Below are 26,139 nucleotides of genomic sequence, written 5' to 3' on the forward strand. Positions count from 1 at the left end.
GTACGCAATAAAAAAGGCCGCTCGAAAGCGGCCTTTTTATACAGCAATCAATCTAGTCCGCCAGGCGCCAGGTAGTAGCGCCCTTACCGTCTTCCAGTACCACGCCCATGGCGGTGATCTGGTCGCGGATACGGTCTGACTCGCCCCAATTCTTCTCGGCACGGGCCTGCAGGCGTGCAGCAATCAATGCCTCCACCTCGGCAGCATCGACCTTACCGGCAGCACCGGCCTGCAGGAATGCTTCAGGCTCCAGCTGCAACACACCCAGCACCCCAGCCAATTCCTTCAAGCGCGCGGCTAAGCCAGCAGCGGCCTGCAGATCGGTTTCACGCAGACGATTGATCTCACGGGCCATTTCGAACAGCACGGCGCAGGCTTCTGGCGAGTTGAAGTCATCGTCCATGGCCGCCGCAAAGCGCTCGAAAAAGGCATCACCGCCAGCCGGTGCAGCATCAGGCAGGCCCTTGAGCGCGTTATAGAAGCGCTCAAGAGCGCCCTTGGCTTCGCGCAGGCTGTCTTCGGAGTAGTTGATTGCACTGCGGTAGTGGCTGGACACCAGCAGGTAGCGCACCACTTCCGGGTGATATTTTTCCAGCACCTCACGAATGGTGAAGAAGTTGCCCAGGGACTTGGACATCTTCTCGCCGTCCACGCGCACCGCGCCGGCGTGCATCCAGGCGTTGGCGTAGAGCTTGCCGGTGGCCGCCTCACTCTGTGCAATCTCGTTTTCGTGGTGCGGGAACACCAGATCAGGGCCGCCGCCATGAATGTCGAAGGTCTCGCCCAAGCAGCAAGTCGACATTACCGAGCACTCGATATGCCAGCCCGGACGACCGGCGCCCCATGGCGACTCCCAGCTCGGTTCGCCCGGCTTGACGCCCTTCCACAGCACGAAATCCAGCGGGTCCTGCTTGGCTTCATCAACTTCGATGCGCGCGCCGATCTTCAGGTCTTCGATCTTCTTGCGCGACAGCTTGCCGTAACCGACGAACTTGCCGACCCGGTAATACACGTCACCATTGCCGGGCGCGTAGGCAAAACCCTTGTCGATCAAGGTCTGGATCATCTGGTGCATGCCGGCGATATGGCTGGTGGCACGCGGTTCCTGATCCGGACGCAGCACATTCAGGCGTGCTTCGTCCTCATGCATGGCCGCGATCATGCGCTCGACCAGCGCTTCAAACGGCTCACCGTTGTCATTGGCACGTTTGATGATCTTGTCGTCGATGTCGGTGATATTACGCACGTAGGTCACGTCATAGCCGCGATGGCGCAGCCAGCGAGTCACCACATCAAACGCCACCATCACCCGCGCGTGACCGATATGACAGAAGTCGTAAACCGTCATGCCGCACACATACATGCGCACCTGGTTACCCACCAGCGGTTTGAAGACGTCTTTGCTTTTGGTCAGCGTGTTGTAGATCGAGAGCATCGGAGTTCCTTGGAAAACCAAGGGCCAGCGCACTGGCCCGGTTCTAATCAGAGCGACGGGGCCTTAGGCCCAGGAATCGCGCAGCGTTACGGTACGGTTGAATACCGGCGCACCCGGTTTGCTGTCCTTGATATCGGCGCAGAAATAGCCTTCGCGCTCGAACTGGAAGCGCTCTTCCGGCGCAGCCTCAGCCAACGATGGCTCGGCGCGACAGCCCTTGAGCACCAACAACGAATCCGGGTTGATATTGTCGAGGAAGCTGCCGCCCTCTTCGTCCTTCTCCGGGTTGGCGGAGCGGAACAGGCGGTCGTACAGGCGCACTTCGCACTCAACGCTTTCAGCCGCCGGCACCCAGTGAATCACGCCCTTGACCTTACGGCCTTCAGGGTTCTTGCCCAGGGTGTTTTCGTCGTAGCTGCAGCGCAGTTCGACGATAGTGCCGTCGGCATCCTTGATCGCTTCGTCAGCACGAATCACATAGCTGCCACGCAGACGCGCTTCGCCACCGGGAACCAGACGCTTGAAGCCGTCTGGCGGGGTTTCTTCAAAGTCACCGGCGTCGATATAGATCTCGCGGCTGAACGGCAATACACGAACGCCCATATCCTGCTTGGGATGGCGCGGCAGTTCCAGATTCTCGACCTTGCCTTCCGGATAATTGGTGATCACCACTTTCAGCGGCTTGAGCACGCACATGGCGCGGCCTGCGTTGGCATCCAGGTCATCACGGATGGCGAACTCGAGCATGCCCACATCGACCACGCCGCCGGCGCGGTTGACGCCGATCATGTCGCAGAAAGTGCGAATCGAAGCCGGGGTATAACCACGGCGGCGGAAGCCGGACAGGGTCGACATGCGCGGGTCGTCCCAACCATTGACGTGGTTTTCGTCGACCAACTGCTTGAGCTTGCGCTTGCTGGTGATGGTGTAGTTGAGGTTCAGCCGGGCGAACTCGTACTGACGCGGCTGCGCCGGCACCGGCAGTTGCGCGAGAAACCACTCGTACAGCGGGCGGTGGTCTTCAAACTCCAGGGTGCAGATCGAGTGGGTGATGCCTTCAATGGCGTCCGACTGACCGTGGGTGAAGTCATAGCTCGGGTAGATGCACCACTTGTCGCCCGTCTGGTGGTGATGAGCGTGGCGAATGCGGTACAGAATCGGGTCGCGCAGGTTGATGTTCGGCGAGGCCATATCGATTTTCGCGCGCAGCGAACGGGCGCCATCGGCGAATTCACCAGCTTTCATGCGGGCGAACAGATCGAGGTTTTCCTCGACGCTGCGCTCACGAAACGGGCTGTTCTTGCCCGGCTCAGTGAGGTTGCCGCGGTAGGCGCGCATTTCTTCGACATTCAAGTCGCAGACAAAGGCCTTACCCGCCTTGATCAGTTCAATGGCCCAGGCATGCAGCTGGTCGAAATAATTGGAGGCATAACGCTCCTCGCCCGCCCACTGAAAGCCCAGCCACTGCACGTCGCTCTTGATCGCGTCGATGTATTCCTGGTCTTCCTTGGCCGGGTTGGTGTCATCAAAGCGCAGGTTGCACTCGCCACCAAACTCCTTGGCCAGGCCGAAGTTCAGGCAAATCGACTTGGCGTGACCGATGTGCAGGTAGCCATTGGGCTCCGGCGGAAAGCGGGTAATAATCTTCGCGTGTTTGCCAGCATCCAGGTCAGCCTGGACGATAGGACGAAGAAAGTTGGCGGCGGCGACAGTTTCTGGCTTGCTCATGGGGTCCTTAGCGAGTGCGAGGCGCGGCTCAGAACCGGTTCGCGTGCACCAGGCAACGCGTCAACAGGCTCTCAGGGTAGGCCGACTTATACAAAGCGCTTATCATAGCCGAAGCTGTCAACCCCCTGACAGGCCCAAGAACCGCTGCAACGCCCTTTGCTGGAAATTCAGCGGCTCACGGATTTATCGACAGAGCGATTACCTACATGATCAAGCTGCACACCAACCACGGCGTTATCACCCTCAACTTGTTCGAAGACAAAGCCCCGGAAACCGTGGCCAACTTCAAGCAGTACGTCAAAGAAGGTCATTACGACAACACCGTTTTCCACCGCGTGATCAGCAACTTCATGATCCAGGGCGGCGGTTTTGAGCCGGGCATGAAGCAGAAAACCACCCGCGCCCCGATCAAGAACGAAGCCAACAACGGCGTCGCCAACAAGATCGGCACCGTGGCCATGGCCCGTACCATGGAGCCGCATTCGGCCTCCGCGCAGTTCTTTATCAACGTGGGTGACAACAGCTTCCTTAACCACAGCGCACCAACCGTACAAGGCTGGGGCTATGCGGTGTTCGGTGAAGTGGTCGAAGGCATGGACGTGGTCAACGCCATCAAGGCCGTTGCCACCACCAGCAAATCCGGCCACCAGGATGTACCGGTTGAGGACGTGATCATCGAGCGTGCCGAGATCGTTGAGTGATCTTACTGATCTCCGACCTGCATCTTGAACAGGAGCGCCCGGACATCAGCCGGACGTTCCTGCATTTCCTCCAGACGCGCGCGACCCAGGCTGAGGCGCTGTATATCCTCGGCGACTTCTTTGAAGTGTGGATCGGCGACGATGCCATCACCCCCTTTCAACGTTCGATTGCCCAAGCCCTGCGCCAACTCAGCGAGCGCGGTACACGCATCTATCTGATGCATGGCAATCGCGATTTTCTGCTCGGCAAGGCCTTCTGCCGTGAAGCCGGCTGCACCCTGCTGCCCGATCCCAGCGTGATCGAACTGAATGGCGAACCCGTGTTGCTGATGCACGGCGACAGTCTGTGCACTCAGGACATCGGCTATATGAAGCTGCGCCGCTGGCTGCGCAACCCGATTTCGCTGTTTATCCTGCGCAACCTGCCGCTCAGCACCCGACAAAAACTGGCGCGCAAGCTGCGCAATGAAAGCCGCACGCAAACGCGGATGAAAGCCAGCGAGATTGTCGACGTCACCCCGGAAGAAGCGCCGCGCATCATGGCCGAGCACGGCGTACGCACGCTGATTCATGGCCACACCCATCGCCCCGCCACTCATCAACTGCAGGTTAACGGCCACGCGGCGCAACGAATTGTGCTGGGCGACTGGGATAAGCAGGGCTGGGCACTGCAGATCGACAGCCAAGGCTTGCAGCAAAGTGCCTTCGATCTTGATCCTGCATGAAACTTTGACGGCGCGCACAAAGCGCTGATCGCCCCCACTTGACGGACGATTCGCCGATCATCAGCATCAGCGACCTCAAAACGCCATCAGGGACCGATCATGCTGCTCAGCAAGGAACATATCTTTAAATACGCCATCGCCCCCGCCGCACTGGTGGCGGTGAGTTTCGTCACCTTCAACAGTGTGTTCTTCTATAACGAAGCCGGTTTTGCCACCCACGTGCGCACCATCTTCGGTGAAGAGAAAGTGGTCGACGACGTTGGCTACGCCACCAAATGGTTCGGCCGCGCCACCGCCTGGAAAAAGGCCCTGAGCGTGCAATCGGTGCTCACCGAAGCCCTGGCCATCGACGACAGCAGCGACAACGATTCGCTCGGCGCAACCATCGAAGCCTTCCCCATCGTGTTTCTCGGCAACGTCGATGCCAAGGTCGAGTCCTCCGCGCGTTTCCGCCTACCTGCAGGCGAGCAGTTCCTGAAAATCGCTCAGGAATACCGCAACCCGGAGAACTTCATCAAAACTGCGCTGGTTCCTGCCATCAAGGAAACCCTGCAAGCCACCGCCTCACTGATGAGTGCCGACGATTTCTATGCCGGTGCGCGCAGCGAGTTTGCCGCCGAGTTCGAAAACCAGCTGAATGACGGCCTGTACCTGATCAAGCGCAAGGAAATTCGCGGCCCACGCGGCCACCAGCCCACGCAAACCGCAATCCTGCAGGCCGGCACTGAACAAGGTGTGTTCGGCGACAACAACGTCAGCCAGTTCGTCACCGAAAAGGTCATGGACAATAAGGGCATTCCGGTACGCAAGCAGCAGCAGTTCCGCAAATACGGCGTGGAAGTGGTCGAGGCGCGCATCACCAACGTCGACCCCAACCCGCAGTACAAGCAGCGCATGGTCAAGGTTCAGCAGGCACTGGCCGAGCTGGCTGTGGCGCGGCAGAACCGCTTGAAGGAAGAGGAAGAGAAGCTGCTGGTGACCGCCCGAGGTGAGAAGGAAGTGGAAGCACGTCGCCAGGAAACCCTGCGCGACCAGATCGAGCGCACTACCCAGGCGGAAACCGAGAAACAACTGGCGCGTATCAACGCCGAACGCGAGAAAGGCCGCGCCGAGATCGAGAAGCAGACTGCCGAGCTGCTGCGCGACAAGGCTGCGATCACCGCCGACGCGACGAAGATCACCGCCGATGCCGAGGCTTATGCCCGTGAAGCGGTGATCAAGGCGGACGGTGCGTTACAACCCAAACTTGATGCGCTGATCGCGATCAACAAGGTCTGGGCCGAAGCAGCGGCTCAAGCACCAGTGCCGAGCGTGATGATGGGTGGCGGTAGCGAAGGCGCCAGCAGCCGTCAGGATGAAATCAGCCAGCTGATGGGTGTTCTGGCCACCAAGGCCGCACGCGACTTGTCGCTGGACCTGAAAGTGCAGCAGTAAGCACTACATACCCACCTACAAAAAAGCGCCCTACTGGGCGCTTTTTGCTTTAGAGCGGCGGCACACCGCTGTGGAAGCGAAACTCAGTGTCCGGCGACTCTATCAGCTCGCGCTCGGCCACCCTCACCCGCTCAATGGCCTGGCCCACATCACGTGCATCGCCGTACTGATACGCCAGCTTCAGGTAATTCTGGAAATGCCGCGCTTCACTTTTCAACAAACCGAAGTAGAACTTGCCTAACTCTTCATCCAGATGCGGCACCAGGGCCTCGAAACGCTCACAGCTACGCGCTTCGATAAAGGCGCCGACCACCAGAGTATCCACCAGCTTGTGCGGTTCATGGGTGCGCACCACCTTACGCAAGCCTGAGGCGTAGCGCGCCGCCGATACTGGGCGCAGGCCGATCTTGCGGCGTTTCATGATGCGCAGCACCTGCTCATGGTGCACCAGCTCCTCACGGGCCAGACGCGACATGGCGTTGAGCAGGTCAACATAGGTGCTGTACTTGGCCATCAGGCTCAAGGCCGTGCTGGCGGCCTTGAATTCGCAGTTCTTGTGGTCAATCAGCAGGGTCTGCTGGTCAGCCAGGGCGGCAGTGATCCAGGCATCCGGCGTACGACAGCCGAGAAACTCGTGAATTTCTGGCAGGTTCATCGGCGCGTCTCCGCAACCAGGCGGCGATATGCCAACAGACAAGGAGCAAAACAACGCAGCAGATCATCGGTTGCGGCTAACAGATACATAAATTCACAAAACCAGGCAGGCGGGAGTGATAAGGCTAGAACGCGGCCATTATACGAATGAGCACGCGAACAGCCACTCGATTGACACCCGTCAAGCATCAAGCCAGTGGCAGCGATCTATAGTGATAAACAGTACAACTGACTGCACATGGAGATCATCATGCAAGCTATTCGCAGCATTCTGGTGGTGATGGAGCCCAATCACACGGAAGACCTGGCCCTGAAACGCGCCAAACTGATTGCCGGCGTCACTCAATCTCACCTGCATCTGCTGGTGTGCGACAAGAAAAGTGATCACACCGGCTACCTGCGCGATCTTACTGGCTTGCTCAACAGCGAAGGGTTCAGCACCTCCAGCCAGCAGGCCTGGGATGAAAATAAGCACCAGACCATCATCAACGTGCAACAGGCCGAAGGCTGCGGCCTGGTGGTCAAGCAGCACTTCCCCGACAACCCACTGAAAAAAGCCCTGCTCACCCCCGATGACTGGAAACTGCTGCGCTACTGCCCGGCGCCAGTATTGATGGTGAAAACCGAAAAATCCTGGGCTGGTAGCGTCATCCTGGCTGCGGTCGATGTCGGCAATGCCGATGGCGAACACCGCACCCTGCACACCAGCATCGTCAGCCATGGCTTTGATATTGCCGCCCTGGCCAAGGCTGAGCTGCACGTGATCAGCGCTCATCCGGCACCGATGCTCTCGGCGGCCGACCCGACTTTCCAGCTCAAGGAAACCATCGAAGCGCGCTACCGCGAGCAATGTAAGGCGTTTCAAGCCGAGTACGAAATCAGCGATGAGCGCTTGCATATCGCCGAAGGCCCAGCCGATGTCTTGATCCCGCAGACCGCGCATCGACTCAACGCAGGTGTGACGGTGATTGGCACTGTGGCGCGTACCGGTATTTCCGGCGCATTGATCGGCAACACCGCCGAGGTGATTCTGGACTCACTGGAAAGCGACATCCTGGTGCTCAAGCCGGATGACATCATCGCCCACCTGGAAGAGCTGGTCGCCCAGCGTTAAACCAACTGCGCGCAACAAAAAAGCCGCCTGAACAGGCGGCTTTTTCATTTGAAAGAGGGTTTCAGACTCGTATCTCAAGCCCTTCAAGCAGAAAACGCGGCGCGATGTAGCGCTCGTAGTGCGCCTCGGACAGCAGAAAGAACTCGCGATCAATCGCATCGCGCAATTCCGGCAGACCCCAACTGCGAAACTCTGGCAGCAGCACCATGCCATAGGCCTCCAACTGACTGATGACACGCGCACCACGGGCGATCAGTTGATAGGCCCAGCAATACGGTGATTGCTGCGGCACAAAGCGGATCTTGCGCTGTTCCAGCTGCATACGCAGGCGATCGGCATCGAAAACTTCCAGCTTGGCCGCCATCACCTGCACCAATAAGACTTCCAAACGCAGCCAAACGGCGTGTTTTTCCTCGTCGTTGTAGCCGTTCCAGTTGATCACCTCATGGTGAAAGCGCTTGCAGCCACGGCAGACCAAATCACCGTAAACAGTGGAGCACAGGCCGACACAAGGGGTTTTGATGCGTTGGTTGGACATAGCAAAAGGCATGGACACTGGCGGACAGGCTGGCATCTTAGCCCTTTGTCTAAGGCAGATCACCCCTATATAAGCGGGGCCTTTGGCTTAACTTATTCAAAGCTTTCCAGTAGAATCAGCCGGCCTTTTAGAGGCAGCAACGTCCGTTGGAAGCTGTTTTCAAAGCGTCACGAGCACAGTCAATCCTGCAGGTTCGATGTTGGTGCCGACCCTTGAGCCACCCTTCAAGTGTCTGCACCAGCCCTCATCCAGCCCGTCCTGCCGGCGTAAAACTTTGAAAACAGCTTCTGCAAGAAAGCAGCGTAACCTCGGCTGAGCGGCCCATAACGCCACGAAGCGCCTGGTTTGTTGTTTTCTGGATCGCGTCCCGGACAACCCTTTGGGACCACTGATGAGGGTAATAACTGTGCTTGAAGCCTATCGCAAACATGTAGCAGAGCGTGCCGCTCAGGGTATCGTGCCCCAGCCGCTGAACGCCGAACAAACCGCAGGCCTGATCGAGCTGCTGAAAAACCCGCCAGCCGGCGAAGAAGCTGTTCTTCTCGACCTGATCACAAACCGCGTGCCGCCAGGCGTCGACGAAGCCGCCTACGTCAAGGCCGGTTTCCTCTCTGCCCTTGCCAAAGGCGAAGTCACTTCCCCTCTGATCAGCAAGCAACACGCTGTTGAACTGCTCGGTACCATGCAGGGCGGTTACAACATCGCCACTCTGGTAGAGCTGCTCGACGACAGCGAACTGGCTGCCGTGACTGCCGAGCAACTGAAGCACACCCTGCTGATGTTCGACGCCTTCCACGACGTTGCAGAGAAAGCTAAGAACGGTAACGTTCACGCCAAAGCCGTACTGCAATCTTGGGCTGACGGCGAGTGGTTCAAGAACCGCCCAACTCTGGCCGACAAGATCAGCCTGCGCGTATTCAAGGTCACCGGCGAAACCAACACCGACGACCTGTCCCCGGCGCCAGACGCCTGGTCGCGTCCGGATATCCCGCTGCACGCCCTGGCCATGCTGAAAATGGCCCGCGACGGCATCGTGCCGGACGAGCAAGGCGTAACCGGCCCGATGAAGCAGATCGAAGCAATGCGCGGCCAAGGTTTCCCGATTGCCTACGTCGGTGACGTAGTCGGTACCGGCTCCTCGCGTAAATCCGCCACCAACTCGGTGCTGTGGTTCTTCGGCGACGACATCCCTAACGTGCCGAACAAGCGCGCTGGTGGTTTCTGCTTCGGTAGCAAGATTGCTCCGATCTTCTACAACACCATGGAAGATGCCGGCGCTCTGCCAATCGAATTCGACGTTTCCAACATGCACATGGGCGACGTGATCGACCTGTACCCGCATGCTGGCAAAGTCTGCAAGCACGGCACCGATGAAGTACTGACCACCTTCGAAATGAAGACCCCAGTACTGCTCGACGAAGTCCGCGCTGGCGGCCGTATCCCGCTGATCATCGGTCGCGGTCTGACCGAGAAAGCGCGTGCCGAACTGGGCCTGGGCCCAACCGACCTGTTCAAGCTGCCTGAGCCACCTGCTGCCAGCACCAAGGGTTTCACCCTGGCGCAGAAGATGGTCGGCAAGGCGTGCGGCCTGCCAGAAGGCAAAGGCGTGCGTCCTGGCACCTACTGCGAACCGAAGATGACCACCGTCGGCTCCCAGGACACCACTGGTCCGATGACCCGCGACGAGCTGAAAGACCTAGCTTGCCTGGGCTTCTCCGCTGACCTGGTGATGCAGTCGTTCTGCCACACCGCTGCTTATCCGAAGCCAATCGACGTCACCACCCACCACACCCTGCCGGATTTCATCCGCACCCGTGGCGGCGTGTCCCTGCGTCCTGGCGACGGCATCATCCACAGCTGGCTGAACCGCATGCTGCTGCCGGATACCGTCGGTACCGGTGGTGACTCGCACACCCGCTTCCCGATCGGCATCTCCTTCCCGGCCGGTTCCGGTCTGGTTGCCTTCGCCGCTGCCACTGGCGTAATGCCGCTGGACATGCCGGAGTCGGTACTGGTGCGCTTCAAGGGCAAACTGCAACCGGGCATCACCCTGCGTGACCTAGTACACGCCATCCCTTACGTGGCCATCCAGAAAGGTCTGCTGACCGTCGAGAAGAAAGGCAAGAAGAACATCTTCTCCGGCCGCATCCTTGAGATCGAAGGTCTGGACGAGCTGACCGTTGAACAGGCTTTCGAGCTGTCCGACGCCTCTGCCGAGCGCTCCGCTGCCGGTTGCACCATCAAGCTGCCGGAAAAGGCGATTGCCGAGTACCTGCGTTCGAACATCACCCTGCTGCGCTGGATGATCAGCGAAGGCTACGGCGATGCCCGTACCATGGAGCGTCGTGCTCAAGCGATGGAAGCTTGGCTGGCCGATCCGAAGCTGATGGAAGCGGACAAGGACGCCGAGTACGCCGAAATCATCGAAATCGACTTGGCCGAGATCAACGAGCCGGTTCTCTGCGCGCCGAACGACCCAGACGACGCTCGTCTGCTGTCCTCCGTTCAGGGTGAGAAAATCGACGAAGTGTTTATCGGTTCGTGCATGACCAACATCGGTCACTTCCGCGCGGCTGGTAAGTTGCTGGAAAAAGTCGAAGGCACCCTGCCGACTCGCCTGTGGCTGTCGCCGCCAACCAAGATGGACCAGCATCAGCTGACCGAAGAAGGCTACTACGGCATCTACGGCAAAGCTGGCGCGCGCATGGAAATGCCGGGCTGCTCGCTGTGCATGGGTAACCAGGCACGCGTTGAGGCGAACTCCACCGTGGTTTCGACCTCTACCCGTAACTTCCCCAACCGTCTGGGCGATGGTGCCAACGTCTACCTGGCCTCGGCCGAGTTGGCGGCAGTTGCAGCCATCACCGGCAAGCTGCCGACTGTTGAGGAATACATGGTCTACGCGAAGAAAATCGACACCATGGCAGCGGACGTTTACCGCTACCTGAGTTTCGACCAGATCGCCGAGTTCCGTGAAGCTGCTGCAAACGCACAGATCCCTGCTGTTCAGGTCTAAGCGTTACCCGCAATAAAAAAGCCTCGCCTAGTGCGGGGCTTTTTTATTGCGGCCTGGCTTGCCAGGCAATGCTCAGCAGCTACCTTCTGAAATGGGGGTGCAACAACGCACCACGGACCATCAGGAGAGCCTCATGAAGCATTGGATTATTGCCGCACTCTGCGTATTCAGCCTGGCCGGCTGCAGCAGTGAATACATTATCAGTACCACCGACGGGCAGATGCTGACCAGCGACGGCAAACCGCAGCTGGACGAGGATACCGGCATGATCGAGTTCACCGACAGTGAAGGCCGCAAACAGCAAATCCCACAGAGTTCAGTCAAGCAAATGCTGGAACGCTAAACCAGCTCTGCCAGCCCCAAACCGAACCCCGCTACGGCGGGGTTTGTTCTGTCTGCGTCCCCGCCCCCTGCACTGGCATACGCCTTGCTTTGGCTTAAGCCGCTAAGCCTTTCCAACGGCGGAAACGGCTCAAATAGACAATGGTGTCGTTCTGATCGCTGACTGAAGTCAGTGCTTGGTACGGCACCTTTTTGTGTGGGCACAGGTAACGCACCATGAATGAGCACGAGATCAGCCGCAGCCACCCACCGGAAAAACCGGTGCTGAACATCGGCTTTATGGCCCTCACAGACGCCGCATCGGTCATCGTCGCCGCCACCCAGGGCTTCGCCGAGAAGCATGGGCTGACCCTCAACCTCCAGCGCCAGGCTTCCTGGGCCACGCTGCGCGACAAATTGCTGAGCGGCGAACTCGATGCAGCGCATAGCCTCTACGGCCTGATCTATGGCGTGCAGCTGGGTCTTGGCGGTGCACCAGCCACCGATATGGCCGTGCTGATGGGGCTGAACCAGAACGGCCAAAGCATCAACCTGTCGCCCGCCTTGCAAGCCGCCGGTGTGAGCACTGGCAGCGCATTGGCGCAACGCGCGCACCAGCCTGGCGCAAAACTGACCTTCGCCCAGACCTTCCCCACCGGCACCCACGCCATGTGGCTGAATTACTGGCTGGCCAGCCAAGGCATTCACCCATTGAACGACGTGGACAGCGTCGTCGTACCGCCACCGCAGATGCTCGCCCACCTTAAAGCCATGCGCATCGATGGTTTCTGCGTCGGCGAACCCTGGTGCGCTCAGGCCGTGAATGAGCAGATGGGTTGCACTCTTATCACCAGCCAGGCCATCTGGCCGGACCACCCGGAGAAAGTTCTGGGCTGCACCCGTGAGTTTGCTGAGCAGTACCCCAACAGCGCGCGAGCGTTGATCATGGCTGTGCTGGAAGCCAGTCGGTTTATCGATGAGAGCGAAGAAAACCAACGCAGCACCGCGCAGCTGCTCAGTGGTAGCGAGTATGTCGATGCGCCTCTGTCGGCGATTCAGCCGCGTTTCCTCGGCCAGTACCAGGACGGCCTCGGCCATGCCTGGCAGGATGCCCACCCGCTGCGCTTCCACGCAGGCGGCGCAGTCAACCAGCCGTACCTGTCCGACGGCATGTGGTTTATGACCCAGTTCCGCCGCTGGGGCCTGCTGCGTGACGACCCGGACTACCTGGCGATTGCTCGCCAGGTGCAGCAACTCGACCTCTACCGCCAGGCTGCCGAAGCGCTCGGCATCGACATACCAAGCGACATGCGCCGCAGCCAGTTGCTCGATGGCCAGGTCTGGGACGGCAGCGACCCAGCAGCTTACGCACGCAGCTTTGCCCTACACGCCCTGGCCGATGCGCCCCTCAGTGCTCAACAGGAGAGCCGCTAATATGCTGCGCATCCTGCTAATCAATGACACCGCAAAGAAGGTTGGCCGCCTGAAAAACGCCCTGACCGAGGCCGGTTTCGAGGTCATCGACGAATCCGGATTGACCATCGACTTGCCGGAACGGGTCGAGGCAGTTCGGCCTGACGTGATTCTGATCGACACCGAATCACCGAGCCGCGACGTGATGGAACAGGTGGTGCTGGTCAGCCGTGATCAACCGCGGCCGATTGTCATGTTCACCGACGAGCACGATCCCGGCGTGATGCGCCAGGCGATTCAGAGCGGCGTCAGCGCCTATATCGTCGAAGGCATCCACGCCCAGCGTCTGCAGCCGATTCTCGACGTAGCCATGGCTCGCTTCGAGAGCGACCAGGCGCTGCGTGCGCAGCTGCAGGCACGTGATGCCCAGCTGGCCGAACGCAAGCGCATCGAGCTGGCCAAGGGCCTGCTGATGAAGATGAAAAGCTGTGACGAAGAACAGGCCTATACCCTGATGCGCCGTCAGGCGATGAGCCGCCAGCAGAAGCTGGCCCAGGTGGCCGAACAGATTATCGCCATGCACGACATGCTCGGCAGCTGAGCCGGCGCACTGTTATGCCGCAGCGCCGCTTGACTGTACTGGACAGCCGGGGGACTCGGCGCTTATCTTCGCCGCCTGGCCAGCGCACTGGCCAACGTCGCTCGGACGGTTCCGGGCGCTTACGTATCCGAGGAAAGCATGGCTGACCAAGCTTCGCGCCGCTTTGCGCGCATTGATCGACTCCCCCCCTACGTTTTCAACATCACTGCCGAACTGAAGATGGCCGCGCGTCGCCGTGGCGAAGACATCATCGACTTCAGCATGGGCAACCCGGATGGCGCCACGCCGCCGCACATAGTCGAAAAGCTGGTGCAGGTCGCCCAGCGTGAAGACACCCACGGCTACTCCACCTCACGCGGTATTCCTCGCCTGCGTCGCGCCATTTCGCGCTGGTACAAGGATCGCTATGAAGTCGAGATAGACCCTGAAAGCGAAGCCATCGTCACTATCGGTTCCAAGGAAGGCCTGGCGCACCTGATGCTGGCCACCCTGGATCATGGCGATACCGTACTGGTGCCCAACCCCAGCTACCCGATTCATATTTACGGCGCGGTAATCGCTGGCGCCCAGGTGCGTTCGGTGCCGCTGATTCCCGGCGTGGATTTCTTCGCCGAACTGGAGCGGGCGATTCGCGAGTCGATTCCCAAGCCAAAAATGATGATCCTCGGCTTCCCCTCCAACCCCACCGCGCAGTGCGTGGAGCTGGACTTCTTCGAGCGTGTGGTGGCCCTGGCCAAGCAATACGACGTGCTGGTGATTCACGACCTGGCCTACGCCGATATCGTCTACGACGGCTGGAAAGCCCCGTCGATCATGCAGGTGCCGGGCGCCAAGGACATAGCCGTGGAGTTCTTCACCCTGTCGAAGAGCTACAACATGGCCGGCTGGCGCATCGGCTTTATGGTCGGCAACAAGGAGCTGGTCAGCGCACTGGCGCGAATCAAGAGCTACCACGACTACGGCACCTTCACCCCGCTGCAGGTGGCGGCGATTGCCGCACTGGAAGGTGATCAGCAATGCGTGCGCGATATCGCCGAGCAATACCGCCAGCGCCGCAACCTGCTAGTCAAAGGCCTGCACGAGCTGGGCTGGATGGTCGAAAACCCGAAAGCCTCGATGTATGTCTGGGCGAAAATTCCCGAGCATTACTCCCAGCTCGGTTCGCTGGAGTTCGCCAAGAAGCTGCTGCTGGAGGCCAAGGTCTGCGTCTCCCCTGGCATTGGCTTTGGCGATTATGGCGATGACCATGTGCGCTTTGCCCTGATAGAAAACCAGGACCGCATCCGTCAGGCGATTCGCGGGATCAAAACGATGTTCCGCGCCGATGGCCTGTTACCCGGCAAGAAGGCCAAGGCCGACGAGTAAGTAACAGATAAAGGCACTGAAAAGTGCCCTTGGAATTTCTTCAAAGTCTCGCGAGCTAGAGTCCTGCAAGGCAAAAACAGGCGAGGAAGCGGAGTGTACTTTTGTACATGAGCATTCCGAGCCTGTTTTTAACACCGCAGGGCCGACGCGCAGCAGACTTTGAGTTTTCAGCCGGAGTAATCCAGCACCGTCCAAACCTTGCTCAGACCACTGGTAATTACGCAGCCGCTTTGCCCGAGTTGGTTGTTGCTGTGCAGCGACATCAAGTTGGTCATGCCATCCGCCGCATCAGAGCGTTCGCTCAGCCACTGCACACGGCCGCAATTGGCCGTTTCGATCACATAACTGGCCGCCACGGCAGAGTTCTCGCTCGGTAGCCTGATCACATCCACCACCGTGCCCTGCTCTTCCACACGCTTGCCGTCGGATACCAGCACGGCCCAGGCCAGGCCGTTCTCGATCACCAGGTAGGTGCCATTGGCCCTCGGTTGATCAAGCTGCGGTTGCGCACAACCGGCCAAAAGACCCAGCAGCACAATTGTCATCAGCATCTGTTGCATTGTTAGTGACTCCTCTGCAGTGCCTGTGGCCATTGGCTTTGCGGGCAGATGGCGCGAGTGATCGAGTAGGTGCCGGTTAAGGCCTTGGGCTTACTATTATCGAATACTGTTTATTTGTACAGTATTTTTCGATTACCCTTGATCATGCCATCCAGCCAACCGTTCAGCCCGGCTAAAGGGCCTATACAAGTCGTTAACAGGAGTACCCAGATGCTCGACGTACTGCAGCTGAAACACAGCGTAAACCGCATGCCCTTGGAAAAAGTCCGGGGCACCGTCAATGAATTGCAGCTTGAAGGCATCGTCACCGAGGGCAAAACGCCGTTTTCCCGGGTGCACTTCAACACCTGTTTTGCCGAGATCGAAGCCTTGCTGCAGCGCGCCGGCTATCACCGTCAGCTGGATGTAGTCGGTTATCAGGGCCTGGCCTATGCCATGTTCGACCCCTCGCGCTGGGAGGCGGTGGAGGTGCTGCGCTGGCTCAAGGAGTTTGTCGAGGAAGCTCAGGGCAAATCGCTATCCCGCTAAGGCAGGGCTCACCCGGCACCAAGGCGAAGCAAAAGCGCTTGGCAGCGGCTTGACCATGCACAGCATTGGCTCAATAAGCCGGCTGGGAGCGCTGCTGATCTGCGGCATGGGGTGCCACGACGCTAAGAAAACTCTGCTCTAGCCAACATTCAATATTGCGCTTAAGTATATGATTTATAGCGTTTAAGCCTGCCAACCTAAGGCTCGTTCGAGCCATTCTCAGCGCGCACTGGCGTTTGTTAGCCGCCGCTCCCCAGTAAAACTGGCAAGCCCCTTGCAATTGTCCTCACAAGATTCCTGCGCAGCCCACCAACGGCGGTGAGCCGCGGATCACGGACAACGGCGTCCGTCAGGTCCCCTCCTTGAGGTGGCCTGGCGTACGCCGTTTTTTGTTTCAGCCGGTTTATCGGCCAGAAAGGACAGACCTATGACTGATCGTGATTCGAAGCACCCAAGCCTGCACAGCCGCCGTAATTTCCTGAAAACCTCGATTGCCGTCGCCGGCACTGTCGGCGGTGTCGCCGCCCTTGGCCTTAGCGCGCCCGCCTCGCTGCGCAGCGTAGCCTGGGCCGCCGGTTCCGATGCACCGGAAAAGGCGGCGCTGAAAGTCGGCTTTATTCCGTTGACCGACTGCGCATCGGTAGTAGTCGCCGCTACTCAAGGCTTTGGCGAGAAATACGGCCTGACCATCACCCCAAGCAAGGAAGCCTCCTGGGCCGGTGTGCGCGACAAGCTGAATACCGGCGAGCTGGATGCCGCCCACGTGCTGTACGGCATGATGTACGGCGCACAACTGGGTATCGCCGGGCCGCAGAAGGATATGGCCGTGCTGATGGGCCTGAACCAGAACGGCCAGGCCATCACCCTCTCCAAACAGCTCAAAGAGGCCGGCGTCACCAACGGCGCACAACTGGCCGAGCATGTGAAAAAAGGCGGCAACCCGCTGACCTTCGCCCAGACCTTCCCCACCGGCACCCACGCCATGTGGCTGTATTACTGGCTGGCAAGCCTGGGCATCAACCCGATGAGCGATGTGAAAACCATCGTCGTGCCGCCACCGCAGATGGTCGCCAATATGCGCGTCGGCAATATGGACGGCTTCTGCGTCGGCGAGCCTTGGGGCGCGCGGGCGATTGCCGACAAGATTGGCTTCACCGCCGTCACGACTCAGCAGATCTGGCCGGATCACCCGGAGAAGGTCCTCGGCACCACCCGCGCCTTTATCGAGCAATACCCCAACGCGGCCCGCGCACTGATCATGGCGGTGCTGGACGCCAGCCAGTTTATCGAGGCCAGCGAGGAAAACCGCAAGAGCACGGCCAAGCTGATTTCCGGCAAAGCCTACGTCAATGCGCCGGTCAAGGTGATCGAGCCGCGCTTCCTCAGCCAGTATGAGGACGGCCTGGGCAACAGCTGGAAAGACGACCACGCCATGGCCTTCTGCAAAAACGGCACGGTGAACTTCCCGTACCACTCCGACGGTATGTGGTTTATGACCCAGTTCAAGCGCTGGGGCTTGATCAAGGAGGACCCGAACTACGCCGCCGTCGCCGCCGGGGTCAACCAGGTTGCGCTGTACAAGGAAGCCGCCAGTGCGCTGAACATCCCCGTGCCGGCCAGCTCGTTGCGCAGCAGCACGCTGATCGACGGCAACGTGTGGAATGGCTCCGACCCGGCCGCCTACGCCAACTCCTTTGCGATTAAAGCCTGATTGGGAGGTTCGTGATGAACGCACCACTGAAAACCCCATTGCCGTTAGCTGCGCCGACCCGCAAAGCGCCACGCCTGGTGCTGCCAGGCGTAGCGGCGCTGACCAGCCTGCTCAAGGCGGTTGTGCCGCCATTGCTCGGCATCCTGCTGTTTATCGGCGTGTGGGCGCTGATTGCGACCAAGAGCGAGGGCCTGCCTGGCCCGGTCAGTACCTGGGCGGCGGCGCTGGAGCTGTTTGCCAACCCCTTCTATGACAACGGCCCGAATGACATGGGCATTGGCTGGAACATCCTGCATTCGCTGGGCCGCGTCGGTATCGGCTTTGGTCTGGCAGCGCTGGTGGGCATCCCGCTGGGCTTTGCCATCGGCCGCTTTGCCTTTCTCGCCGGCATGCTCTCGCCGATCATCAGCCTGCTGCGCCCGGTTTCGCCGCTGGCCTGGCTGCCCATCGGCCTGCTGGTGTTCGAAGCGGCTGGCCCGGCGTCGATCTGGGTAATTTTCATTAGCTCAATCTGGCCGATCATCCTCAACACCGCCGCTGGCGTGGCCAGCGTGCCGCAGGATTACCTGAACGTGGCGCGGGTGCTCAAGCTGTCCGAGTTCAAGGTGCTCACACGCATCCTGTTCCCCGCCGTGCTGCCGCACCTGATGACCGGCATCCGCCTGGCCATTGGCGTGGCATGGCTGGTGATAGTCGCCGCCGAGATGCTCACCGGCGGCACGGGCCTGGGTTTCTGGGTGTGGGATGAGTGGAACAACCTCAACGTCGAACACATCCTCATCGCCATCATCATCGTCGGCCTGGTCGGCCTGGCTTTGGAGCAACTGCTGTTGCTGCTAGCGAAACGCTTCGACTACGCCAGTTAAAGCAGGTAGCTGATTACGCCAGTTTAAGGAGCCGCAACATGGATAAATTCGTGGAGCTGACCCAGGTCGGCAAGCATTTCGATACCAAGAAAGGTCGTTTCCAGGCCCTGACCGACGTAAACCTGAGCATTGCCAAGGGTGAGTTCGTCACCCTGATCGGCCACTCGGGTTGCGGTAAATCCACCGTGCTCAATCTGATCGCCGGCCTGCTCGAGGCCAGCGAAGGCGGCCTGATCTGCAACGGCCGCGAGATCGACGGCCCCGGTCCGGAGCGCGGCGTGGTGTTCCAGAACCACAGCCTGCTGCCCTGGATGACCTGCTACGGCAACGTCTACCTGGCGGTGGAAAAGGTCTTCGCCGGCAAGGAAAGCAAAGCCCAGCTCAAAGAACGCACTGAAGCGGCGCTGGACATGGTTGGCCTCAGCCACGCCACCTACAAGCATCCCAATGAAATCTCTGGCGGCATGAAGCAGCGCGTCGGTATCGCCCGCGCTCTGGCCATGCAGCCCAAGGTGCTGCTGATGGACGAACCCTTCGGCGCGCTGGATGCCCTGACCCGCGCACACCTGCAGGACGAACTGCTGCGCATCGTCGGCGAAACCCACAGCACCGTGGTGATGGTGACCCACGATGTCGATGAGGCCGTGCTGCTATCTGATCGCATCGTGATGATGACCAACGGCCCGGCGGCGACCGTGGGCGATATCGTCAAGGTCGAGCTGGCGCGCCCGCGGGATCGCCTGACCCTGGCCAATGACCCTCACTACCACGCCTACCGCACCGCCGTGCTGGAGTTTCTCTACCAGCGCCAGCAACGCCCGGCGGCCTAGGGCGCAGGCGTGGCACCGATGCGCTGGAAGAAGGTTTCCACTGCATCGGTGTAGGCACCCGGCACGCCTAATTGCGCATTGATCTCGCCGTGCGACAACGCCTGTGGCAATACCGTCACCTGCATATCCAATGCGCGGCCTCGCTCCGCAAATCCCTGCGCCTGGAGGCATGCCTCTTTGCGTTTACTGGAGCAGACGGCCAGCATTGGCGCGCCTGCTTGCTGCAAACGCCACACGGGCGATGCGGCACGCCAATAGGCCGGGTCCTGGCCAAACGCCTTGTCATACAGGCGGTAGTGCCTGTCGCGCATAATGCGTTCAACATCAAACGCCGCACTGTCGAGTGCCACGGTGCCCAACCAGGGTTGTACAGCATAAGCCTGGCCAATCTCAGGAGCGGCACTGAGCAGGCTGACCAAATGCGCACCTGCCGAATGCCCCAGCAGTACCACGCGCTGCGGGTCCCCACCCCAGCCTGTTGCATGTTGCTGGACGTAGCTCAGCGCCTGGGCAATATCCTCGGCCTGCTGCAGGGGGGTGGCATCCGGTAATAAGCGATAGTTGGTCGACACAAACAGGTATCCCTGGGGCAACCAACGCGCCATCTTGTTCTCTACGACCCGGTCCATACGCTTATCGCCTTTATCCCAGGCACCGCCATGCACCATCAGCAATATGGGCGCCGAGCGCGCATTGAGTGGACGATAAACGTCCAGGCGCTGGCGCTCATGCTGACCGTATGGCAGATCTGCCAACAGTTCAGCACCCAGCTGCGCGGCACTTTTGGCACTGCGTCGATCACTCATGGCATCGCGCAGCCCCTGCGCCTGCACATCCCCCAGTAACAGCAGCGCCAGCAGTCCACCCATGCTCAATTGCCTGAAGTTCATACGCGCTTAACTCCGCACCTGAAGATGATGGGCCGATCATCACCGTTTTACCTGCAACGCGCATCAGCGGCTGCCAGACAGATGCGAACGGGGTTAACATTCGCCACCTTTTACTGACGACCGGATGCTGGCATGGCCCGCCTGACCCTTGAGTTCCCCGAAGACCAGTTCTGCTACAGCACCCACCTGACCGTGCGGGTGACCGATATCAATGCGGCCAACCACTTGGGCAACGATTCGATGATCTCGATGATTTCCGAGGCGCGGGCACGTTTTCTGTTCGAGTTCGGCATCGAAGAAACCCAGGAAGACGGCACCGGCATCATCGTCACGGACCTCGCTACCACCTACCGCGCTGAGGCTCATGCCCGTGATCAGTTGCTGTTTGAAGTCGGCGTGATGGATTTCAACACTTATGGTGGCGACATTACTTTCCGCATCACCCGCCCCGCCGACAACACGCTGGTGGCCATGGCCAAGTCCGGGTTTGTGTTCTTCAACTACAAACTGGGCAAAGTGGTGCAGATGCCGGCGACCTTCAGCGGCAAATTCAGCAAGGTCAACTGGCTGAGCAAGTAACCTGGGCTTATCGGCATAAATCGGGTGATTACCGTCCTGATCACGCTTGATCGCAGCAAAGCTGCCGAATTCAGCATTAATTGCTCAACTATCTAGCGGCCGCCGTGACAGCTGGTACATCCTCTGCTACGCCTTAGGCATAACAACAAAAGCAGGGGAATTGCTATGCCGACCACGCGCAGCCATGTCCGCCACGCCGGGCTTTTGAGCAACCTACTCGCTCTAGCCCTTCTGACCCTTACCTTACCGACCCAGGCTGCACATGCAGCCGCCGACGCCACACCCGGTGAGTCACGCTGCAGCGTGCTAACGCCTACCAGCTGACGCACTCGCCACAAGGCCGATTGAGGCCTGCCTTAGAAAGCCTGGTCTGTCGGAACCGGGAAAACATTCTGCGCCCTATTCAAGGGCAAGCCCTCCGCCAGCGCCTCCTTTTGCAGCACAGTCGCAGCTATCCAACAGCTGAAAGCCCCGTAAATCCATGGATTGCCCGGTTGGCGCAGCTCTTGCTAAAGACCTGTTACCGGTAGCCAATGGCGGCTGCTCAACAAACGACAAAGACGTCGCATAAACCTCGCCCTAGAGCGCTCGGTTTATGCGGCGTTTTGCGTTTACGCCCCAGCGTTTGGGGCTGGCACCTGCCCTGCGATCCAGGACTTGCGCTAGTAACTCTCTCAACCCAGCTGTGGCGGAGGGTCTATTGATGTTTCGCCGCGAGCCGCGTCGAAGCGTCAACAGACCCTGTTCCTCAGGGCGGCGTACCACAAGTACACCACCTCCCCGATGGGGTGCGGCCGCCATGTCCACGACCATGGTCTACCGCACCCCACCGGGACCCTTTTTTGCTGAATGAGGTTTTCGATGAATACAAGTTTCTGGAAATCCGGCCACACCCCAACCTTGTTCGCCGCGTTTCTGTATTTCGATCTGAGCTTTATGGTCTGGTACGTGCTCGGCCCACTGGCTGTGCAGATCGCCACCGCTCTCGACCTGACCGCGCAACAGCGCGGCCTTATGGTCGCCACGCCGATTCTCGCCGGCGCCATACTGCGTTTGCTGATGGGTTTTCTGGCCGACCGCCTATCACCCAAAACCGCCGGCCTGATTGGCCAGGTAATTGTCATCGTGGCGTTGTTCTGCGCCTGGCAGATCGGCATCAGCAGCTATGAACATGCCTTGTTACTGGGTCTGTTCCTCGGTTTTGCCGGGGCCGCGTTCGCCGTCGCTCTACCGCTGGCCTCGCAGTGGTATCCGCCGCAGCACCAGGGCAAGGCCATGGGCATTGCCGGCGCAGGTAACTCCGGTACCGTACTGGCTGCGCTGTTTGCCCCGGGTTTGGCGGCGCTATTCGGCTGGCAGAACGTATTCGGCTGGGCACTGATCCCGCTACTGGCAACCCTGCTGATCTTCGCTCTGGTGGCCAAGAACGCACCTGAGCGGCCCAAGCCAAAAGCCCTGGCCGATTACCTGAAAGCCCTGGGTGACCGCGACAGCTGGTGGTTTATGTTTTTCTACAGCGTGACCTTCGGCGGCTTTATTGGCCTGGCCAGCGCCCTGCCCGGTTATTTCAACGACCAATACGGCCTGAACCCGGTGACCGCCGGCTACTACACCGCCGCCTGCGTCTGTGCCGGCAGCCTGTTGCGTCCCCTCGGCGGCGCACTGGCCGACCGTATTGGTGGCATCCGCACCTTGCTGATGATGTACACCCTGGCGTCCTTGAGCATTGCCGCTGTGGGTTTCAATCTGCAAAGTTCGACCGCCGCGCTGGCCCTATTCGTCACTGCCATGCTCGGCCTTGGCGCAGGTAACGGCGCAGTGTTCCAACTGGTACCGCAGCGCTTTCGCAAGGAAATCGGCGTAATGACTGGGCTGATCGGCATGGCCGGCGGCATCGGCGGCTTCCTACTCGCCGCAGGTCTAGGCACCATCAAGCAGCAGACCGGTGATTACCAGCTCGGCCTGTGGCTGTTCGCCAGCCTCGGTGTACTCGCCTGGTTCGGCCTCTATGGAGTCAAGCTGCGCTGGCGCACCACCTGGGGCAGCGCCGCAGTGACCGCCGCTCGGGTGTAATAACAAAAATGCAGGGTGGATGACGCTCGGTTCATCCACCCTGTAGCCATTCATTATTACCTCAGCGCTTCTTCAGTCGCCTCTCCAGGAACCTCTGCATGGCCTTGCAACTGACCTTCGGCGAAGCCAGCGCCACCGGCCCGCGTAGCGAAAATCAGGACGCCATTCGCGTGGTCACCCCGGCTCCGGCCCTGGCGGCCAGCAAGGGCTACCTGTTCGCCCTCGCCGATGGCGTTAGCCAATGCGCCGACGGCGGCCTGGCGGCGCGCGCCACTCTGCAGGCCCTGGCCCTGGATTACTACTCCACCCCGGAAACTTGGGCGGTCACCCAATCGCTGGACCGTGTGCTGGTCGCGCACAACCGCTGGCTGCAAGCCAATGGCGGCGGTCAGCCGCTGCTGACCACCTTGAGTGCACTGATCCTGCGCGGCCGGCGTTTTACCCTGGCGCACGTCGGCGATTGCCGTGCCTACCGCTGGCTGAACGGCACGCTTGAGCGCCTCAGCGAAGACCATGTGTGGGAACAACCCGGCATGCAGCATGTACTCAAGCGCGCTATGGGCCTGGATCAGCATCTGGTAATGGATTACCTGGATGGCGAGCTGCGTCAGGGCGAATGTTTCGTGTTGGTGAGCGACGGTATCTGGGCCACCCTCGGCGACGCGGGCATTCAGCGCATCCTCCATGATGAGCAAGATCTGCCCGCCGCCAGCCGTGCGCTGGTCAATGCCGCGCACCTGGCCGGCAGCCAGGACAACGCGAGCGCCCTGCTGCTGCGCGTTGAGGCATTACCGCAAAGCGATCTGGCCGACACCTTAGCGCAACTGCAGCACTGGCCACTACCAGCCAAACTGCGTGAAGGGCAGAATTTCGAAGGCTGGCAGATTGAGCGACTGCTGGCCGAATCGCGCCAATCGATGGTGTATCGAGTGCGTGATGCTCAGGCGCGGCGCTGGCTGCTGAAAACCCTGCCGCCCAACCGCAGCGATGAGCCGCAAGCCGGTCATGCACTATTGCTTGAAGAATGGTTTCTGCGCCGCGTGGCCGGGCGTTTCTTCGTCGAAGTGCACCCGCTGCCGCAGCGTCAGTGTCTGTATTACGTGCAGCGCGAATACGCCGGGCAAACCCTGGCCGAACACCTGCGCCTGAGCGGCCCATTGGGGCTACCGGAATGGCTGGACATCGCCCCACGGCTGATTAAAGCCCTGGGCATGCTGCATCGGCGCAACATCCTGCACCGCGATATAAAGCCGGAAAACCTGCTGTGGGGCGATGACGGCGAGCTGCGCGTGCTGGATTTCGGGCTGGCCTACTGCCCCGGCCTGACCCGCGATGAATCTTGCGAGCTACCCGGCACGCCCAGTTATATAGCTCCGGAAGCCTTTACCGGCGTCGCCCCCAGCCCGCAGCAGGATCTCTACAGCGCAGGCGTAGCGCTGTATTTTCTGCTTACCGGGCATTACCCCTATGGCGAAATTGAAGCCTTCCAACATCCACGCTTCGGCCAGCCGACTCCAGCCAGCCGCTATCGCCCGGATTTACCCAACTGGGTCGACGACAGCCTCAACCGCGCCCTTAGCGCCGAACCGAAACAGCGCTATGAAACCGCCGAGGAATGGCTGCTCAACCTGGAGCAGGCGGAACGAAAATCCCTCAGCAGCCGACCACGGCCACTGCTGGAACGTGAACCGCTGCTGGTCTGGCGCGGCGTGGCCTTGTTTTCCCTGCTGCTGAATCTGCTCCTGCTGATCGGGCTGCTGCATTAAAGCCGCCACTTTCGCACCAACACTGCGCGGGATGCCTTTAAACGGTGCGTAAAAACCTCACAAAACAGCTGTAACTTGCTGATAAGCCTTTAAAATACGCACCATACAAGTTGGCACAAGCTCTGCATTGCTGATTGCACAATTTAATAAAGCGCGGCCTCAACGAAGAAGGTTGCACTTCCCGATAGAACGGGACTTGGACAAAGGCGTCCTCGCTAGGTGACTAGCGGGACGCCTTTTTTGTGGCCAGCCATCCATGGCTGCCACCCTACGGGCCGTCACGGGGCGACGTCAAAAATTGCTCCCGGCAATTTTTTGTTTTGCGTGAGTTTTATTAAGCAGATTGATGGCCACCTAAATGACTGTTGCAACACGGCTGCTGAGTAGCCAAGTCAAACCATTGCTGGTGATACACACGGGCTTGAGGAGATCAATATGAGCGCAAAAGTCTGGCTGGTAGGCGCAGGCCCCGGTGACCCGGAGCTGCTGACCCTCAAGGCGGTTAAAGCCCTGAACCAGGCCGAGATCGTTATGATTGATGACCTAGTCAATCCCGCCGTACTGGAGCACTGCATCAACGCGCGGATCGTGCCGGTAGGCAAGCGCGGCGGTTGCCGCTCCACGCCACAGGCGTTTATCCATCGCCTGATGCTGCGTTATGCCCGCCAGGGTAAATGCGTCGTGCGCCTGAAAGGCGGCGACCCCTGCATCTTCGGCCGTGGCAGCGAAGAAGCCGACTGGCTGAGCGAGCACGGTATCGAGGTGGAAATGGTCAATGGCATTACAGCAGGCCTGGCCGGAGCGACCAACTGCGGCATCCCTCTGACACTGCGCGGCGTAGCACGCGGTGTCACCTTGGTTACCGCGCACACCCAGGATGACAGCAGTCTCAACTGGCCTGCTCTGGCTCAGAGCGGCACAACGCTGGTGGTGTATATGGGCGTGGCCAAACTGGCAGAAATCCGCGAGAGCCTGCTGGCAGGCGGCATGCGCGCCGACATGCCGGTGGCCTTGATCGAGAACGCCTCCCTGCCACACCAGCGCGAATGCCGCAGCAGCATCGCGGCCATGCAACAAGCCGCCCACGACTTCAAATTGAAAAGCCCGGCCATTCTGGTGATTGGCGAGGTGGCCGCTCAACCGGACATACAGCTCACAGCTATCAGCGCCTAACCGCTTCGCGAAGTTCCCCTTGCCTGCCACCAGCGGGCTTTTTTACATGGGTTTTTCTTTATGGGCCGCCATGGATTAAGGGCCATAAAGAAAAACCCGGCCGAAGCCGGGTTTTCTA

The 26,139-nt window shown here is 59.9% G+C and carries 23 protein-coding genes; 17 read left to right on the forward strand and 6 right to left on the reverse strand.

All coding sequences use genetic code 11. The annotated features are described in order from the left end of the window. Positions 1-52 precede the first annotated feature (52 nt). Together cysS and BLO50_RS19090 are read right to left on the reverse strand one after the other, a co-directional pair. The gene (cysS, locus tag BLO50_RS19085) at positions 53-1,435 is read right to left on the reverse strand and encodes a cysteine--tRNA ligase (RefSeq protein ID WP_090255873.1); all 1,383 of its coding nucleotides are present in this window, start codon (positions 1,433-1,435) and stop codon (positions 53-55) included. Between the two features lie 63 nt (positions 1,436-1,498). Continuing rightward, complete coding sequence (locus BLO50_RS19090; protein ID WP_090255874.1) at positions 1,499-3,163, reverse strand: glutamine--tRNA ligase/YqeY domain fusion protein; 1,665 nt, start codon at positions 3,161-3,163, stop codon at positions 1,499-1,501. A gap of 206 nt (positions 3,164-3,369) precedes the next feature. Between BLO50_RS19090 and BLO50_RS19095 the strand changes: the two genes are divergently transcribed. From BLO50_RS19095 to BLO50_RS19105, 3 genes are all read left to right on the forward strand, one after another. Continuing rightward, a complete protein-coding gene (locus tag BLO50_RS19095; protein ID WP_090255875.1) occupies positions 3,370-3,864 on the forward strand; it encodes a peptidylprolyl isomerase in 495 nt (164 codons plus the stop codon). Then, positions 3,861-4,589 carry a UDP-2,3-diacylglucosamine diphosphatase gene (lpxH, locus tag BLO50_RS19100; RefSeq protein WP_090255876.1) on the forward strand — a complete coding sequence of 243 codons (729 nt, stop codon included), beginning with the start codon at positions 3,861-3,863 and terminating at the stop codon, positions 4,587-4,589. Before BLO50_RS19095 ends, lpxH begins: the two co-directional genes overlap by 4 nt. A 99-nt stretch (positions 4,590-4,688) precedes the next feature. Then, on the forward strand, positions 4,689-6,023 hold the full coding sequence (locus BLO50_RS19105) for an SPFH domain-containing protein (RefSeq protein ID WP_090255877.1): 1,335 nt from the start codon (positions 4,689-4,691) through the stop codon (positions 6,021-6,023). A gap of 49 nt (positions 6,024-6,072) precedes the next feature. Here BLO50_RS19105 and BLO50_RS19110 read toward each other — a convergent pair whose 3' ends face one another. After that, positions 6,073-6,678: a MiaE family protein gene (locus BLO50_RS19110; protein ID WP_090255878.1), complete on the reverse strand. Its 606-nt coding sequence runs from the start codon at positions 6,676-6,678 to the stop codon at positions 6,073-6,075. A 249-nt stretch (positions 6,679-6,927) separates the two neighbouring features. On the opposite strand from BLO50_RS19110, the gene BLO50_RS19115 reads away from it, so the two are divergent. Continuing rightward, the gene (locus BLO50_RS19115; RefSeq protein ID WP_090255879.1) at positions 6,928-7,791 is read left to right on the forward strand and encodes a universal stress protein; all 864 of its coding nucleotides are present in this window, start codon (positions 6,928-6,930) and stop codon (positions 7,789-7,791) included. Positions 7,792-7,852: 61 nt separating this feature from the next. Here BLO50_RS19115 and BLO50_RS19120 read toward each other — a convergent pair whose 3' ends face one another. Beyond that, positions 7,853-8,329 carry a DUF1289 domain-containing protein gene (locus BLO50_RS19120; protein WP_090255880.1) on the reverse strand — a complete coding sequence of 159 codons (477 nt, stop codon included), beginning with the start codon at positions 8,327-8,329 and terminating at the stop codon, positions 7,853-7,855. A gap of 406 nt (positions 8,330-8,735) precedes the next feature. On the opposite strand from BLO50_RS19120, the gene acnB reads away from it, so the two are divergent. The 5 genes from acnB (at position 8,736) to alaC (ending at position 15,045) form a co-directional block, all read left to right on the forward strand. Then, positions 8,736-11,345 (forward strand): bifunctional aconitate hydratase 2/2-methylisocitrate dehydratase, encoded by a 2,610-nt coding sequence (gene acnB, locus BLO50_RS19125; RefSeq protein ID WP_090255881.1) that lies wholly within the window; start codon positions 8,736-8,738, stop codon positions 11,343-11,345. A 133-nt stretch (positions 11,346-11,478) separates the two neighbouring features. Next, positions 11,479-11,688, forward strand: coding sequence for a YgdI/YgdR family lipoprotein (locus tag BLO50_RS19130; RefSeq protein ID WP_090255882.1), 210 nt, complete (start codon positions 11,479-11,481; stop codon positions 11,686-11,688). Between the two features lie 215 nt (positions 11,689-11,903). Then, a complete protein-coding gene (locus BLO50_RS19135) occupies positions 11,904-13,100 on the forward strand; it encodes a CmpA/NrtA family ABC transporter substrate-binding protein (protein WP_090255883.1) in 1,197 nt (398 codons plus the stop codon). A gap of 1 nt (position 13,101) precedes the next feature. Further along, entirely contained in the window at positions 13,102-13,680 is a 579-nt protein-coding gene (locus BLO50_RS19140) for an ANTAR domain-containing response regulator (RefSeq protein WP_090255884.1), read from the forward strand. Positions 13,681-13,818: 138 nt separating this feature from the next. Next, positions 13,819-15,045: an alanine transaminase gene (gene alaC, locus BLO50_RS19145; protein ID WP_090255885.1), complete on the forward strand. Its 1,227-nt coding sequence runs from the start codon at positions 13,819-13,821 to the stop codon at positions 15,043-15,045. A 167-nt stretch (positions 15,046-15,212) separates the two neighbouring features. Here the strand turns inward: alaC and BLO50_RS19150 are convergent, their stop codons facing one another. Beyond that, positions 15,213-15,605: a hypothetical protein gene (locus tag BLO50_RS19150; protein ID WP_090255886.1), complete on the reverse strand. Its 393-nt coding sequence runs from the start codon at positions 15,603-15,605 to the stop codon at positions 15,213-15,215. A 210-nt stretch (positions 15,606-15,815) separates the two neighbouring features. Here BLO50_RS19150 and BLO50_RS19155 point away from each other — a divergent pair, with 210 nt between their 5' ends. The 4 genes from BLO50_RS19155 (at position 15,816) to BLO50_RS19170 (ending at position 19,540) form a co-directional block, all read left to right on the forward strand. Then, positions 15,816-16,133 (forward strand): transcriptional regulator, encoded by a 318-nt coding sequence (locus BLO50_RS19155; RefSeq protein WP_090255887.1) that lies wholly within the window; start codon positions 15,816-15,818, stop codon positions 16,131-16,133. A 427-nt stretch (positions 16,134-16,560) separates the two neighbouring features. Further along, positions 16,561-17,844 (forward strand): CmpA/NrtA family ABC transporter substrate-binding protein, encoded by a 1,284-nt coding sequence (locus tag BLO50_RS19160; protein ID WP_090255888.1) that lies wholly within the window; start codon positions 16,561-16,563, stop codon positions 17,842-17,844. 14 nt (positions 17,845-17,858) lie between these two features. After that, on the forward strand, positions 17,859-18,710 hold the full coding sequence (gene ntrB / locus BLO50_RS19165) for a nitrate ABC transporter permease (RefSeq protein WP_090255889.1): 852 nt from the start codon (positions 17,859-17,861) through the stop codon (positions 18,708-18,710). Positions 18,711-18,748: 38 nt separating this feature from the next. Then, on the forward strand, positions 18,749-19,540 hold the full coding sequence (locus tag BLO50_RS19170; protein ID WP_090255890.1) for an ABC transporter ATP-binding protein: 792 nt from the start codon (positions 18,749-18,751) through the stop codon (positions 19,538-19,540). Here BLO50_RS19170 and BLO50_RS19175 read toward each other — a convergent pair. Continuing rightward, positions 19,537-20,409: an alpha/beta hydrolase gene (locus BLO50_RS19175; RefSeq protein ID WP_090255891.1), complete on the reverse strand. Its 873-nt coding sequence runs from the start codon at positions 20,407-20,409 to the stop codon at positions 19,537-19,539. The genes BLO50_RS19170 and BLO50_RS19175 overlap by 4 nt on opposite strands. Positions 20,410-20,562: 153 nt before the next feature. On the opposite strand from BLO50_RS19175, the gene BLO50_RS19180 reads away from it, so the two are divergent. The 4 genes from BLO50_RS19180 (at position 20,563) to cobA (ending at position 26,021) form a co-directional block, all read left to right on the forward strand. Beyond that, the gene (locus BLO50_RS19180) at positions 20,563-21,009 is read left to right on the forward strand and encodes a thioesterase family protein (protein ID WP_090255892.1); all 447 of its coding nucleotides are present in this window, start codon (positions 20,563-20,565) and stop codon (positions 21,007-21,009) included. Between the two features lie 861 nt (positions 21,010-21,870). After that, on the forward strand, positions 21,871-23,082 hold the full coding sequence (locus BLO50_RS19185; RefSeq protein ID WP_090255893.1) for a nitrate/nitrite transporter: 1,212 nt from the start codon (positions 21,871-21,873) through the stop codon (positions 23,080-23,082). Positions 23,083-23,180: 98 nt separating this feature from the next. Beyond that, on the forward strand, positions 23,181-24,848 hold the full coding sequence (locus BLO50_RS19190) for a bifunctional protein-serine/threonine kinase/phosphatase (RefSeq protein ID WP_090255894.1): 1,668 nt from the start codon (positions 23,181-23,183) through the stop codon (positions 24,846-24,848). Between the two features lie 435 nt (positions 24,849-25,283). Then, positions 25,284-26,021: a uroporphyrinogen-III C-methyltransferase gene (gene cobA, locus BLO50_RS19195; protein ID WP_090255895.1), complete on the forward strand. Its 738-nt coding sequence runs from the start codon at positions 25,284-25,286 to the stop codon at positions 26,019-26,021. The last annotated feature ends 118 nt before the right edge of the window (positions 26,022-26,139 follow it).

Origin of the sequence: Pseudomonas peli (assembly GCF_900099645.1) — a bacterium.
Taxonomy (GTDB): domain Bacteria; phylum Pseudomonadota; class Gammaproteobacteria; order Pseudomonadales; family Pseudomonadaceae; genus Aquipseudomonas; species Aquipseudomonas peli.

Bases quoted from the DNA above. Each gene is read 5' to 3' on its own strand.
- BLO50_RS19175 (WP_090255891.1), bottom strand. From the start codon at position 20,409: ATGGGTGGACTGCTGGCGCTGCTGTTACTGGGGGATGTGCAGGCGCAG.
- BLO50_RS19120 (WP_090255880.1), bottom strand. From the start codon at position 8,329: ATGTCCAACCAACGCATCAAAACCCCTTGTGTCGGCCTGTGCTCCACT.
- BLO50_RS19170 (WP_090255890.1), top strand. From the start codon at position 18,749: ATGGATAAATTCGTGGAGCTGACCCAGGTCGGCAAGCATTTCGATACC.
- alaC (WP_090255885.1), top strand. From the start codon at position 13,819: ATGGCTGACCAAGCTTCGCGCCGCTTTGCGCGCATTGATCGACTCCCC.
- ntrB (WP_090255889.1), top strand. From the start codon at position 17,859: ATGAACGCACCACTGAAAACCCCATTGCCGTTAGCTGCGCCGACCCGC.
- BLO50_RS19115 (WP_090255879.1), top strand. From the start codon at position 6,928: ATGCAAGCTATTCGCAGCATTCTGGTGGTGATGGAGCCCAATCACACG.
- BLO50_RS19160 (WP_090255888.1), top strand. From the start codon at position 16,561: ATGACTGATCGTGATTCGAAGCACCCAAGCCTGCACAGCCGCCGTAAT.
- BLO50_RS19140 (WP_090255884.1), top strand. From the start codon at position 13,102: ATGCTGCGCATCCTGCTAATCAATGACACCGCAAAGAAGGTTGGCCGC.
- BLO50_RS19110 (WP_090255878.1), bottom strand. From the start codon at position 6,678: ATGAACCTGCCAGAAATTCACGAGTTTCTCGGCTGTCGTACGCCGGAT.
- BLO50_RS19155 (WP_090255887.1), top strand. From the start codon at position 15,816: ATGCTCGACGTACTGCAGCTGAAACACAGCGTAAACCGCATGCCCTTG.
- BLO50_RS19150 (WP_090255886.1), bottom strand. From the start codon at position 15,605: ATGCAACAGATGCTGATGACAATTGTGCTGCTGGGTCTTTTGGCCGGT.
- cobA (WP_090255895.1), top strand. From the start codon at position 25,284: ATGAGCGCAAAAGTCTGGCTGGTAGGCGCAGGCCCCGGTGACCCGGAG.
- BLO50_RS19135 (WP_090255883.1), top strand. From the start codon at position 11,904: ATGAATGAGCACGAGATCAGCCGCAGCCACCCACCGGAAAAACCGGTG.
- BLO50_RS19090 (WP_090255874.1), bottom strand. From the start codon at position 3,163: ATGAGCAAGCCAGAAACTGTCGCCGCCGCCAACTTTCTTCGTCCTATC.
- BLO50_RS19095 (WP_090255875.1), top strand. From the start codon at position 3,370: ATGATCAAGCTGCACACCAACCACGGCGTTATCACCCTCAACTTGTTC.
- BLO50_RS19105 (WP_090255877.1), top strand. From the start codon at position 4,689: ATGCTGCTCAGCAAGGAACATATCTTTAAATACGCCATCGCCCCCGCC.
- BLO50_RS19130 (WP_090255882.1), top strand. From the start codon at position 11,479: ATGAAGCATTGGATTATTGCCGCACTCTGCGTATTCAGCCTGGCCGGC.
- BLO50_RS19190 (WP_090255894.1), top strand. From the start codon at position 23,181: ATGGCCTTGCAACTGACCTTCGGCGAAGCCAGCGCCACCGGCCCGCGT.
- BLO50_RS19180 (WP_090255892.1), top strand. From the start codon at position 20,563: ATGGCCCGCCTGACCCTTGAGTTCCCCGAAGACCAGTTCTGCTACAGC.
- BLO50_RS19185 (WP_090255893.1), top strand. From the start codon at position 21,871: ATGAATACAAGTTTCTGGAAATCCGGCCACACCCCAACCTTGTTCGCC.
- cysS (WP_090255873.1), bottom strand. From the start codon at position 1,435: ATGCTCTCGATCTACAACACGCTGACCAAAAGCAAAGACGTCTTCAAA.